This is a genomic window from Bradyrhizobium sp. USDA 3397, from assembly GCF_054060965.1.
On record NZ_JBSSDS010000001.1, the window covers coordinates 8,023,025 to 8,035,607 of the forward strand.

The 12,583-nt window shown below is 66.6% G+C and carries 12 protein-coding genes; 6 read left to right on the forward strand and 6 right to left on the reverse strand.

Annotation, left to right across the window (positions count from 1 at the left end; genetic code table 11):
- Nucleotides 1-33: 33 nt before the first annotated feature.
- Entirely contained in the window at nt 34-690 is a 657-nt protein-coding gene (locus tag ACVWYQ_RS37245) for a hypothetical protein (RefSeq protein ID WP_271545257.1), read from the reverse strand.
- Nucleotides 691-981: 291 nt separating this feature from the next.
- Between ACVWYQ_RS37245 and ACVWYQ_RS37250 the strand changes: the two genes are divergently transcribed.
- Both ACVWYQ_RS37250 and ACVWYQ_RS37255 read left to right on the forward strand, forming a co-directional pair.
- Complete coding sequence (locus tag ACVWYQ_RS37250; RefSeq protein WP_036042899.1) at nt 982-1,527, forward strand: sigma-70 family RNA polymerase sigma factor; 546 nt, start codon at nt 982-984, stop codon at nt 1,525-1,527.
- A 2-nt stretch (nt 1,528-1,529) separates the two neighbouring features.
- Nucleotides 1,530-2,168: an NrsF family protein gene (locus ACVWYQ_RS37255; RefSeq protein WP_404542417.1), complete on the forward strand. Its 639-nt coding sequence runs from the start codon at nt 1,530-1,532 to the stop codon at nt 2,166-2,168.
- Nucleotides 2,169-2,280: 112 nt separating this feature from the next.
- Here ACVWYQ_RS37255 and ACVWYQ_RS37260 read toward each other — a convergent pair whose 3' ends face one another.
- On the reverse strand, nt 2,281-3,384 hold the full coding sequence (locus ACVWYQ_RS37260) for a DUF2336 domain-containing protein (RefSeq protein WP_271545255.1): 1,104 nt from the start codon (nt 3,382-3,384) through the stop codon (nt 2,281-2,283).
- A 63-nt stretch (nt 3,385-3,447) separates the two neighbouring features.
- The gene (locus tag ACVWYQ_RS37265) at nt 3,448-4,605 is read right to left on the reverse strand and encodes a GGDEF domain-containing protein (RefSeq protein WP_271545254.1); all 1,158 of its coding nucleotides are present in this window, start codon (nt 4,603-4,605) and stop codon (nt 3,448-3,450) included.
- Between the two features lie 437 nt (nt 4,606-5,042).
- On the opposite strand from ACVWYQ_RS37265, the gene ACVWYQ_RS37270 reads away from it, so the two are divergent.
- The 4 genes from ACVWYQ_RS37270 (at nt 5,043) to ACVWYQ_RS37285 (ending at nt 9,338) form a co-directional block, all read left to right on the forward strand.
- Entirely contained in the window at nt 5,043-5,612 is a 570-nt protein-coding gene (locus ACVWYQ_RS37270; RefSeq protein WP_271545253.1) for a sigma-70 family RNA polymerase sigma factor, read from the forward strand.
- Complete coding sequence (locus ACVWYQ_RS37275) at nt 5,609-6,304, forward strand: hypothetical protein (RefSeq protein WP_271545252.1); 696 nt, start codon at nt 5,609-5,611, stop codon at nt 6,302-6,304. Before ACVWYQ_RS37270 ends, ACVWYQ_RS37275 begins: the two co-directional genes overlap by 4 nt.
- A 16-nt stretch (nt 6,305-6,320) precedes the next feature.
- A complete protein-coding gene (locus ACVWYQ_RS37280; protein WP_271545251.1) occupies nt 6,321-8,030 on the forward strand; it encodes a S8 family serine peptidase in 1,710 nt (569 codons plus the stop codon).
- Between the two features lie 576 nt (nt 8,031-8,606).
- Nucleotides 8,607-9,338 (forward strand): TIGR03809 family protein, encoded by a 732-nt coding sequence (locus ACVWYQ_RS37285; protein ID WP_271545663.1) that lies wholly within the window; start codon nt 8,607-8,609, stop codon nt 9,336-9,338.
- Here ACVWYQ_RS37285 and ACVWYQ_RS37290 read toward each other — a convergent pair.
- The 3 genes from ACVWYQ_RS37290 to meaB all read right to left on the reverse strand — a co-directional run bounded on the left by ACVWYQ_RS37290 (nt 9,335) and on the right by meaB (nt 12,550).
- A complete protein-coding gene (locus ACVWYQ_RS37290) occupies nt 9,335-10,705 on the reverse strand; it encodes a TIGR03808 family TAT-translocated repetitive protein (RefSeq protein ID WP_271545250.1) in 1,371 nt (456 codons plus the stop codon). The two genes, ACVWYQ_RS37285 and ACVWYQ_RS37290, sit on opposite strands and share 4 nt — an antisense overlap.
- Nucleotides 10,706-10,907: 202 nt before the next feature.
- Nucleotides 10,908-11,564 carry a pyroglutamyl-peptidase I gene (locus ACVWYQ_RS37295; RefSeq protein WP_271545249.1) on the reverse strand — a complete coding sequence of 219 codons (657 nt, stop codon included), beginning with the start codon at nt 11,562-11,564 and terminating at the stop codon, nt 10,908-10,910.
- Nucleotides 11,561-12,550, reverse strand: coding sequence for a methylmalonyl Co-A mutase-associated GTPase MeaB (gene meaB / locus ACVWYQ_RS37300; RefSeq protein WP_271545248.1), 990 nt, complete (start codon nt 12,548-12,550; stop codon nt 11,561-11,563). The genes ACVWYQ_RS37295 and meaB overlap by 4 nt, the downstream gene beginning before the upstream one ends.
- Nucleotides 12,551-12,583 lie beyond the last annotated feature (33 nt).

Below are 12,583 nucleotides of genomic sequence, written 5' to 3' on the forward strand. Positions count from 1 at the left end.
GCGCGCGGGGGCGCGTCCCGGCGGAACCGGCCATCAGGCCATGAACATGCGCGCGGCGGAGGCCAGGGTCAGCAATGTGCCGACGCCGATGAAGATCTTGCCGATCAGGGAGCTCTGGTCCCAGGCCGAGCTCTGCTGGCTGCTGGCCATCACCGGCGCCGGCCGCGGCTGCGCCTCGGTTGCGGCGATCACCGCCTTCTGCGGCGGCGGGGTCTCCTGCAAGGCCCGATCGATGTCGTTGAGTTGATCGGGCGCGACGACCTGGCTTTCGGGGTTCTCGGCGCTGGTATTATCGGCGGCTGCCTGGACGTTGTCGTTGGCGCGGTTCGTCATCGCGGAGGCTGCCGCGGCAGTCGGAGTGTCGGCGGCGAGCTGCGCATTGGCGTTGGCGACCTCCGGGGCCAGCTGGCTCCAGGCTGGGACCTGACCGTCGGTCTTGTCTTTCTTGGCCTCGTCGGGCTTGGCCGCCGTGTCCTTCTTGTCCGCCTTGTCCTCGGATTTCTGCACCGTCTTCTTGCTGTCGGTGCGGCGCGACTCGTGGCGCCGCTGCTTGGCCGTATCGGCCCCTTTGTCGGCGCTCTCCGGTTTGTTGCCTGCTGCCGCGTTCGGCGCCGCCTGTGCGAGGCCCCCGGACAGCAAGACAAGCCCGGCCAAAACGATCAGGGCCGCGCGCGCGCTGGTTTTCATCATGTCGACGATCTCCCCAATTCCGCCCGTCCCGGCAGCAAACAGAGACCCCGGGGCGTGACGACAGCGGGGCAGAAAATGGGAATCTTCGGGCCACACCCGGCAAAAACGCGGCAGACCGCCTCCCCAAGCCGCCCGCCCGATGCAGGACGCACCGATCGGTGTTAAGAGCCGTCGCAGATGTTTGCGGCCGCATCGGTCGCGCGGCCCGGATCTTGATCACGAATTCGTGATAATTTTGGCGCCCGCGTAACAAATTGAACGAGCGGCCGAATTGCATGGTGAGGGGCGCGCGTGCGCGGACGTGAGGACGAATGGACCGGCCTGATGCGGTCGGCCATGGCTGGCGATGATGCGGCGTATCATCGTCTGTTGAAGGCAGTCACGCCGGTGCTGCGGGCCGCCGCGAGGCGTGGCTTGGCGCGGGCGGGTCAGCCGCCCGACCAGGCCGAGGATATCGTGCAGGAGATTCTGTTGGCGGTACATCTGAAGCGGCATACCTGGGACAGCGAAGCCCCCTTCGCGCCCTGGCTGTTTGCGATCGGCCGCAACAAGCTGATCGATGCGCTCCGGCGGCGCGGCAGGCGCGTGTTCGTCAACATCGACGATTTCGCCGAGACGCTGCCGGGCGAGGCGCCGCAGGACACCGCTTCGGCCGGCGAGGTCGCCGCCCAGCTCGGAACCCTGCCGCAGCGTCAGCGCGACGTGCTGCAATCGATCGCGGTCGAGGCCGCCTCGATCAAGGATACGGCGGCAAGGTTGTCGATGAGCGAGGGTGCGGTCCGGGTCGCGCTGCATCGCGGACTTGCGGCGTTGACCGCCAAATTGCGGGACCATTGATCATGGACACCGATCAACTCATTCGCTCGCTCGCCGCCGACAATCCGCACCGCGCGCCCCGCGTCGGCGCCGTGCTGAGCATGGCCCTGCTGGTGGCTGCGCCGCTGTCGATCCTGATCTTTGCGACGTTCTTCGGCGTGCGCGCCGACGTCATGAGCGCCATGCGCAACCCGTTCTTCGACATGAAGTTCGCGGTGACGTTGTCGCTCGCAATCCCCGCCATCATCGTCAGCCTTCATTTGTCGCGTCCCGAAGCCCTGCTGCGCGGCTGGGGCTGGCTGCTGCTGCTTCCCGTCGGGCTGCTCGCCGTGGCGATTGGCAGCGAGGCGATGATGGCGCCGGCGATGCCGATGACGATGCGCCTGGTGGGTAAGAACTCCAGGGTCTGCATGGTCGCGATCCCCGCAATGGCGCTGCCACTGCTTGCGGGGGCGCTGTTCGGCCTGCGCCACGGCGCGCCGTCTCGTCCCGCGCTCGCCGGAGCGCTCGCGGGGCTGGTGTCGGCGGGACTTGCGGCGACTCTCTATGCCTCGCACTGCACCGACGATTCCCCGCTGTTCGTCGCGACCTGGTACACGCTCGCGACCGCGCTGGTGACGGCGATCGGCGCGGCGGTCGGATCGAGGGTGTTGCGGTATTAAAGCATGATCCGGAAAAGTGCGAAGCGGTTTTCCGGAAAGATCATGCGCAACCAACAACCTAAAGCGCGATGACGATTCATCCAAATCTCATCGCGCTTTAGCCGCGCCGGCTTCACGCCGCCGGCGTCGCGTGCAACTGCATGCGGTGGAAGCGCAGCACCTGTTGCGCGGTCGATGAGCGCAGCGCCTCATAGGTGTCGCGCAGCTTCAGCATGTCGGTCTGCGACCCGCCGGAGAGCTTCTCGCGCAAGGCGATGATGGCGCGCACGCTCGACCATTGCATGCCCGCGGCCTTGGCGAGGATCATCACGCCTTCGGTGCGGCTCTCGATCATCATGGTCTCGGCGGTCTCGACCGCGATCCCCGCGAGTGCGGCCAGCGCCGCATTGGTCTCGTCGAACTTGCCCTGCTCGGCGAAGGTGGCGACCTGGAGCTCGTTGAGGCGGCCGTCCTCGTGCAGCGACTTCACCAGCGCGCGAGCCATCTCCGTCTGTTTCGTCCTGGCGACGGCGCGAACCCGTTGGGCCGCTTCCTCGACGGCCCTCGACACCTCGTCCGCGAGCTCGGGATGCGCAGCCGCGAGCTTCCTGCGCACGCTCGAGGATGCCTTGGCGACCAGCCTCAGATAGTGATGCCGCGGCAGGTCGGGTCGCAGGCCGATGCAGCCGCCGAGGTCGTCGTCGCGCTCGGCGCGGACGACGAGGTCGGCGAGACTCTCCTCCGAGAACCGCGCGCCCGGATTGCCGACCGTCGATTGCACCACGTCCTCATTGCCCCGCGCCACCAGCACGTCGGTCAGCGCTTCCGACAGCGTCCGCCGCAGCGAGATCGCCTTGAGATGCGCCTGGCCCCTGGTGCGCGCAATCTCGACCAATGTTGCCTCATCCAGCCGCTCCGACTTCGACAGCACGGGGCCGGAGACTTCGATCACCTCGTCGAGCGCGAGCGTGCGGATGATCTGCGGCGGCGCAGCCGCGATCGGCGCGAGCCGCTCGGCGAGCAGCGCCTTGGCCGACGTCTCGATCTGCTCGATCAGGCACTGGAACACGTCGTCGAACACGCGGATATGGTCGTCGGAATAGTCGACCGCGTTGCCCACGAAGAGATCGGTGACGCGGCGGAGCGTCTCCACCCGGCGCGCGACGGTGCCGTGCGAGAGGGCAGCCTGCAACTCCTCGAGCAGGCTTTCGGATGGTCTTGCGGAATTGGATCTCATTGCTCTGTCCTGGAGCGTTCGGCCCGGCAGCGGCGTCTGTCGTGCCGGAGAAAAATGGATCGGTCAGCTCGTTGCAATGCAGTTGCGCCCTTGCGCCTTGGCGGAATAGAGCGCGCTGTCGGCACGCGCGAGAAACGTGTCGGCAGTATCGACGTCGCGCAGCGTCACGACGCCCGCGGAAATGGTCACCCGCAGGCTGAGGGAGAACGCGCCCCAGTCGAGATCGGCGACGATGCCGCGCAGGCGCTCGAGCGTGCGGAGCGCGACGTCACCCGACGTATCCGGCAGCAGCAGCAGGAATTCCTCGCCGCCGTAGCGGCCGAAACTGTCGGCCGGGCGGATGTTGGCGAAAATGGTGATCGCGAAGGTGCGCAGCACCTCATCGCCAATGGGATGGCCGTAAGCGTCGTTGATGCGCTTGAACCAGTCGAGATCGATCAGCGCGATCGCGAAGGGCGTGGATGCCCGCCGCGACTTTTCGATCTCGGTGTCGAGAAGCCGCATGATGCAGCGGCGGTTGTAGGAGCCGGTGAGCTCGTCGAGCTCGGCCAGTTCCTCGATGCGTCGATAGGCGGCCTTCAATTCGATGCTGCGCTTGTACAGGATCTTGCGTAACGTGGCGCCGAACAGGCCGAGGAAGGCGCACTGCCCGATCACCAGCACGAAGCAGAGCATCGAGGCGGTCCGCTGCAGCCGGGTCGCGACCGGCAGTCCGATCGGCAGGTCCGATCCCAGGAAAACCACGGTGAGCCCGCAGGTGGCGAGGCCCCAGGTGAGCATGGCCTGGCTCGACGTCATCCGCAGCGTGCCGAACGCGAAGATCAGAAACAATACGGCAAGGAACGCGACCCCGATGGTGGGCACCGCGAGCAGGAACACCAGTTGCAGCGCCATATGCGCCGAGATCTGATAGACGGTGAGGTAATGATCGTCGAAACGGTCGCCGAAACCGGCCTCCGACAGCACCGTGAAAGTCCCGATGATCAGAAGGCCGCCGAGCCAGAACAGCGTCGGAACGGCCACGGAGACCGCGCCGTCAAAGGCGTAGAGCAGCAGGACCGCGCCGCCCAGCGAATAGCTCGCGACCTGGCCGATATACATCTGGCGGCGCTGCCAGACGCGGCGCGCCTTGACCTCGGGAGCCGTCGTCTCGGGCGCGAGGACGAGATCCGCGACCTCTGCGGCATTCCTCTCCGGAAAGGACGTCGCGGCCGTATCCATGGTCCCGCCAATGGTGCATGTCAGCGTAAAAACCTACGTGGCAAGCCTTTAGGTTTGGTATCCTTTGAAATCGAATCCGAACCGTGCAGCAGGGAACAAGGCGATCATCTAGCGTGAGAATTTTACCGATGATCACGCATCGTGTGCGCTGCGGTCGAGCCGAAGCAAGGCTTGGCGCGACAAAAGTGGTGCAGGGCTGCTATGGAACCGGATGAGGCCGGCCTGCCTATGTCCGGGCAGGCATCCCGCAGGGAAATTCGCAGTATTATGGTACCGATTCGGATGAGCGACGCTGACCACCACGGGTGGGACAGGAAAAATGCCCGTATGTGGGGTAGCTCACACAAGCCCCCGTATGACTGCGGTAGGTTCAACAATTTTGCCCCCCACATCGAACCGTCCACCGCATCGACCCGACCAACCTTGCGAGACGGCCATTGAGCGCGACACAGGCGGCTTCAGACGAGATCCTGATCGCCAGGATCGCTCAAGGTGACCGGCTCGCCATGCAGGTGCTGTACGGGCGGCACCATGTCAGGGTTTACAGGTTCGGGCTGAGGCTCGTGCGGGACGAGCAGGCGGCGGAAGACCTCATCAGCGAGGTGTTTCTCGACGTCTGGCGTCAAGCCGGCAAATTCGAGGGCCGATCTGCCGTTTCCACCTGGCTGCTGGCAATCACCCGATTCAAGGCCCTGTCTGCGCTCCGGCGCAGGAAGGATTTCGAGCTGGACGAAGACGCCGCCAACGCGATCGAGGATACGTCCGACGATCCGGAAACGGTGGTGCAGAAGAAGGATACCAGTGAGGCGTTGCGGGAGTGTCTGACGGGCCTCTCGCCGGATCATCGGGAAGTCGTCGATCTCGTCTACTACCACGAGAAGTCCGTGGAAGAGGTGGCCGAAATCGTCGGGATACCGGAGAACACTGTGAAGACGCGCTTGTTCTATGCGCGCAAGAAACTGGCCGAACTGCTGAAGGCAGCCGGCGTCGAGCGAGGCTGGCCATGATGGCTTTGAGCAAGAAGATGCTGGAGCAAGAGCCCAGTGAAATTGAACTGCTGCTGCCCTGGCACGCTGCCGGCACGCTGAACGCGCGCGATGCGCGCCGTGTCGAGGAAGCGCTGGCGCGCGATCCGGACCTGGCGAAGCAATATGCGGCGATCCGGGGCGAGTACGAAGAGACCATTCATCTGAACGAGAGCCTTGGCGCTCCGTCGGCGCGCGCGATGCAGAAGCTGTTCGCCGCGATCGATGCCGAGCCGGCGAGGGCCAGCGGCTCGCTGCCGCTGTCGGCGCGTATCTCGACCTTCTTCGCGAGCTTGTCGCCGCGCACGCTGGCGTGGTCGGCGAGCCTCGGTGCCGTCGCGCTCGTGCTGCAGGCCGGCATCATCGGCGCCGTGCTGATGAAGAACCAGCCGGCGACCTTCCAGACCGCTTCGCTCTCGACCAGCGCACCGATCACGCGCGAGCTTGGTAGCGCCGCCGCGCCGGCGCGCGCGCTGGTGCGCTTCACCCCTGAGGCGCGCGTCGCCGACATCACCGCGCTGCTCGACAGCTACCAGGCTTCGATCATCGGCGATGCCAAGGGCGGCATGTTCCGCCTCCAGTTCGACAAGGCGATGAACCAGGACGAGCTCGCTTCGCTGCTCGGCAGGATGCAGCGCGAGAAGTTCGTCAACCTCGCCGTCGCGGCGCCCTAGGCGCGCCGCCGAGCCGATGACGGGCAAATCCGAGAGCAGGGTGCGCACTGGGGCCCGCGCTTCATCCGTCGGCGTTGCGCTTCTGGTCGCCTTCTGTTTTGGCGTGGAAGTTGCGCAGGCGCAGGCGATCATGCGCACGCCGACGATCAGCGTTCCCTCGCGCACGCCGACCGTCTCTCCAAACATCACCCCGCGGGTCAGCCCGAACATCGCTGCGCGCGCGGTGAGCGTTGGCCGCGGCCCGCGGACGATGGCGACTATTCCCACGACGTCGCGCATCCGGCCGACGACGCCGGTGCTGCCCTATGCACGTTACTCGCCGAACCTCTATCCGGCCTGCACCGCGCCCTATCGCAGCGGCGACGGCGAATGTCTGGCGCAGCCGAACGCGGGCGGCGAGGGCACTGGAAAATCCGGCAAGAAGAGCGCCGGCAAAGGGCGCGGGAACAACACGCCGGTGGCGCTGATCTCGCGCAGCTTCGCAGGCGAATTCGTCGCCGAGATCGACGGCGCGCTGTCGACGGCCGAGGCCGACGAGCTGGCGCGTCGCCACGGCCTGACCCGCCTCGCTTCCGAGAATTTCCCGCTGATCGGAGCCACGTTCGGCCTGTTCCGCATCGCCGACGGCCGGCCCTATGAGACCGTGCGGCGCGAATTCGCGGCCGACGGCAGCGTGCGCTCGCTGCAGCCGAACTTCCGCTACGTGCTCCAGGACCAGAAATCGTCGGCCGCCACCGAGGGCGATCCTGCGCAATACGCGCTGGCAAAGCTGCGCCTGCCTCAGGCGCATACGTTGGCGCACGGGGCCAACGTCACGATCGCCGTGATCGATTCCGGCATCGACGCCCGGCATCCCGAGCTCGCCAATTCCGTCGCCGACAATTTCGACGCGCTCGGCAGTGCCGAAGGGCCGCACGTCCATGGCACCGGCATCGCCGGGGCGATCGCGGCCCATGCCCGTCTGATGGGCAGCGCGCCCGAGGCCCGCATCATCGCCATCCGCGCCTTCGGCGGTGCCAATGGCGGTGCGGAGAGCTCGTCCTATATCATCCTGCGTTCCCTGAATTACGCCGCCGAGCACGGCGCGCAGATCGTCAACATGAGCTTTGCCGGCCCGAAGGACGCGGTGATCGAGCGCGCGATCGCGGCGACGGCCGCGCGTGGTCTCATCCTGATCGCCGCCGCCGGCAATGCCGGGGCGAAATCGCCGCCGCTCTATCCGGCGGCCAACCCCAACGTGATTGCGGTCAGCGCGACGGATCGGCAGGACAGGCTGTTCTCCGCCTCCAACCGCGGCAACTACATCGCCGTCGCGGCCCCCGGCGTCGACATCTTCCTGCCGGCACCCGACGGTAAATACCAGGTGACATCGGGAACCTCGTTCTCGGCCGCCTATGTCTCAGGCGTCGCGGCGCTGCTGCTCGAGCGCAACCACGCACTCAAGCCGGAAGCGCTGCGCATGACGCTGGTGAAGACCGCACGCGACCTCGGCTCGCCCGGGCGTGACGACCTCTTCGGCGACGGCCAGGCCGACGCGTTTGCCGCCGTCATGGCTGTTCCCGCCGATAGCACGACGCCGGTCGCTGCTGCCCCCGGTACAACAAAACGTGAAGATGCTCCGAAGCGTCGCGAGGAGCCCGGCGCACGCGCGATCGAGCAAACCTCGCTGTCGAGCGCGGAGGATAAACCCGCGGTTTCTCAGGCAGATAGGCCGCCGGCGCGATAGTCGCTGCGACAACTTTACGCTCACGCCAAAGGTTAAAAAATCAAGCCGCGCATTTGAACGTTCAGTCCGCTGCCACGACCAACTGATGTGGGAGCGGTCATCCCTCCCCATCAGTCATATCAGGCGCGAGCGCCCATCCACCCCAAGCGCCCATATGGCTCGACCCGTCCGGTTGTCCCCCCGGACGGGTCTCTTCTTTTCAGAGCGTTTTCGAGCGAAGTGGGTGCCGGTTCGCGTGAAGAAAACGCGTCAAGACAAGAATCTGGCGTCCGATTTTTCGAAGCTTCACATCCGTTCATCTTGCAGTTGAAGATCGCCGTGGCTTCGGTCGCCGCCGCGAGGGCGTCCCGCCGCAACTCCGTCATGCTTGTGCGAAGCTTGACTCGAAAACACGGAAAATCACCGCACGACTACGGTATTTGACGACGAGCGTTGCGTCGTTGCTGGACAAGTCAAAACTTTTCCACAAAATATTCTTGTCGCGTCTAAATTGATTCGTGTGCGTTGCGTCCCCCGCGTCCGTGTTTTCTCCTGACGGGCTGGTTCATGACACATCGCCAAGAGTCAATTCATGCCGTGGCCGTCGGCCGCGACATCGCAGCGCGCTGGTGCGCTCTCGCCGAGCAGCGCCTGCAACATCTCTCCGAGATGTTCGAGACCGGCCGCTGGCGCCGGTATCATTCCGAAATTGCCTTCCTTGAAAACATCCAGGAAGCCAAGCGCGCCGTCCAGACCTGGCGCGCGCTTGCGACCGGCGGCGATGTCGCCGAGGCGGCTGCGAGCGTGACGCCGGCATTCGGTTGGTCGCCGGCGACGATGCCTCGCATGGCGCCGCGCGAGCAGCAGGCGCAAACGATGCAGCCCAAGACCTTGCAGCCAAAGGCCGTTCACATCGCCCCCGAGACCACCACGCCGGTCAGGCTCGATCCGAAGCCCGACGTGCTCGCGGAGATCACCGAAGCCCCGATCGCGCCGCTTGCTATGCCCGTAGCTTGGCCGTCGTTCACCGCGCCTGCCGAGATGCCGCCGCTCAGGGCGCCCGCTGCGAAGGCACCGTTCACTGCGCCTGCCGTGAGATCGTCGCTCGCGGAGCCGGCCGCAACACGGCCATTCGCCGCGCCGGAAGTGAGGCCGCCCGTGCCCGCCGCGAAGCCGCCGAAGACCGCGCCCGCAGCGATGGCGGCGCTCCTGCCGCAGTTCGCCCCGCCCGCCGAGGAAATCGTCGCCGCCCCCGAGCGCGTCGTCGAATTCACTTTCAGCCTCGACGGCCTGGAAGCGAAGTACCCGCTGCTCCGGAACGCCTTCTAGCGCCGCACCGCATTGCCGCCGACCACCAGCTGCGCAAAACGTTGTGCGCCGTCGGCCGATAGATCCGACGTCACCGCGCGGGCGTGATCGAGGCCGACCACGGCGCCGCGCGGCGTTTCGGAGATCATGTTGTTGTTGACCAGCGCGGTGCCGGCACCCGGCACGACGGAGACGCCGACGCCGGCCAGCGCCTTGCGGATCACGTTGCCCGTGATCGCGACGTCGCGCAGATATTTGCCCCAGCCGGCGACGATGCCGTAGGACGGCGCGTTCTCGATCACGTTGCCGGTCACCGAAGAATCCGCCTCGATGTAGATGCCGACACCGGCATCGTCGTCGGGCGCGGTCCCGATCGGCCGCTTCGGGATCAGGTTGCGGATGATGTTGCCCTGGACCACTGCGATGCGGCCGCCCTCGTTGAAATTGCAGACCGAGACGCCGACGGCCGCGCCGTCCACAATGTTGTTGGCGATCACTGCAGCCTCGAATGCGAACTCGGAATAGAGCGCCACCTCGCGCACGTCGCTGACGCTGTTGCCACTGATGTGGATGTTCGAGGCCGAGTTGCCGCGCACCGCCGAATAGTCGCAATTCCTGATGCGGTTGCCTCGCACGATCACGTTGCCGGCGCGAAAGGCGTTGATGGCATTGCCGAACTGGCCCGAGCCGCCGGGGCCGGCCTTGATGTTCTCGATGCGGTTGTCGGCGACCAGCGTGCCGTCATCCCCGATCGCGGTGCGCAGGATCTCGATCCCGTTGTCGTTGGTGCCGAGAATCGTGTTGCGGCAGACGCTGAGGCCCCTGGCGTCGAACGACACGACCGCCGTCACCGCGATGTCGTTGAAGATGTTTCCGGAGATGTCGCCCGCGACCTGCTCGAGCCAGATGCCGCTGCCGCCCGAGCTCGCGATAGCGCATTCGCTGATGCGCACGTCGCGCCCGCCGAGGACGTGGATCAGGCCGCGCCGTGGCGGCAGCGGGATGCCGCCGCCCTCGAAGGTGATGCCGGTGAGGCCGATCGCATCGGAGCCGTCGCTCTGGATCGCCGAGGCGCCGCCGGTGAAGACGAGCTTGGTCGCGCCGCGCACGCCGATCAGCTGCGCGCCGTTCGGCAGCCGCAACAGACCGGTCCGGTACACGCCGGGTGGCAAGGCGAGCGGCAATTGCGCCCGCGCGGCCTCGTCGATGGCACGCTGCAGCGCGCGGGTCTGGTCCTCGCTGCTGCCGGGCCGCACACCATATTGCGTGGCATCGCGGCCGAGCAGCGACGTCAGCGGCGCGGCGCGCGCGGCATCGGCCGGCATGGCCAGCGCACCGGCAATGCCGGCGGTCGAAGCCCCGATGAGATGACGGCGATTGAGGTTCATGACGCGTCCTCCGGCGGACGCGGGAGGTGTCCGCAGCGGTTTCGTAGCGCAGCAGGGCGAGGACCGTGAGGATTGTTCGCGGTAGGGTTAAATGTTTACGCAAAAGACGGTGCCGTAGGGTGGGCAAAGGCGCGCTTGCGCCGTGCCCACGACCTGTCCGAGGCAGTAACAGAAGACGTGGGCACGCTTCGCATTGCCCACCCTACGAGGCCGGCGTGTTCCGCGCCTTGCGCGCCAACTGCACCATCTCCATCAGCATCGCTTCCCCCGCATCCACCAGCTCCTCCAGCGTGATGCGGGCCGCGCCCTTGCGGCGCACGCCGCCGCTGCGTGCGAGCAGGGGAATGTGGATGAACGCCGCAAGCCTGGGTCCGCCCGCCTTCACGCGCTCGATCGCGCGCCAGCTCAAGTAGTTGCAGAGATAGGCGCCGGCGTCGCGCGAGGCACGCGCGTCGATGCCGGTGAGGCGCGCGGCGCGCAGCAGCCTTGCGGTGTGCGGGCCGAACATCATCGCGTCGGCATGGCCGGCGATGCCGCGCTTGGTCGAGCGGGTGTTGGCGGCGTCGGGCCAGAGCATGGTGACGGCGTTGCGCGCCCGCGTCTCGATACGCAGGTAAGGCGTGCGTGCGGCGAGGCCGAACATCAGCAGCGCGTCGGGCTTTTGCGCAGCGAGCACGTCGGGTAATTGCCGGTCGACCGCGGCATAGGTGACCGGAAAAATGTGGCTCGAGAGCGCGACATCGTCGAGCGCGGGCCGGCGCAATTGCGCCAGCCGCGCCACCAGCGGCTGGGTCGGATTGTAGGGCGCGCCGGGAAACGGACCGAAGCCGGTGAGAAGAATGCGGAGCTTGTCGCTCATTGCAGCAACTCCAGCATCTGCTCGGCGGCGAGCGCCGGCGTGAGGTGGCCATCGGCGACCTCGGCCTCGATCTTTCGGACCTTGCTCCGCACCGAGGCCTCGCTGCGCAGCCGTGCCAGCATGCGCTGCTCCAGCATCGACCACATCCACTTCACCTGCTGCTCGCGCCGCCGCGCGGCGAAATCGCCGGACGCGTTCATCGCCTTGCGGTGATCCAGAACCTTCTGCCAGATCTTTGCGATGCCGTCGCCGGTCAGCGCCGAATAGGTCTCGACCGGCGGATGCCAATGCTCGGACCGCGGCGCCAAGATATGCAGCGCGCCGCGATAATCGGCCGCGGTGATCTTGGCGCGCTTCAAATTGTCGCCGTCGGCCTTGTTGATCGCGATCATGTCGGCGAGCTCGACCAGGCCCTTCTTGATGCCCTGCAGCTCGTCGCCGCCGCCCGGCAGCATGAGGGCGAGGAAGAAGTCGGTCATGTCGCAGACGGCGGTCTCCGACTGGCCGATGCCGACGGTTTCCACCAGCACGACGCCGAAGCCGGCGGCCTCGCATAGCAACATCGCTTCGCGCGTCTTCGCCGCGACGCCGCCGAGCGTGCCCGAGGAGGGCGAGGGGCGGATGAAGGCGTCTCCAGACGCCGACAGCCGCGCCATCCGGGTTTTGTCGCCGAGAATCGAGCCGCCGCTGCGCGCCGAGGACGGATCGACCGCGAGCACCGCGACCTTGTGGCCCTGATCGATCAGATACGTACCCAGCGCATCGATCGTGGTGGATTTGCCGACGCCGGGCGAACCGGTAATGCCGACGCGAAACGCCTTGCCGGTGTCGGGCAGCAGCATCTGCACCAGCTCCCGCGCCAGTGCCTGGTGGTCGCTGCGCCGGCTCTCCACCAGCGTGATGGCCCGGGCGAGGGCCGCACGACTGCCGGCGCGTACGTCACGGGCGAGGGATTTGATGTCGAGCGAGGCCTTCTTCTCAGTCATGCCTCTGCTTTACAACGGCGAGGCGGGGCAGGC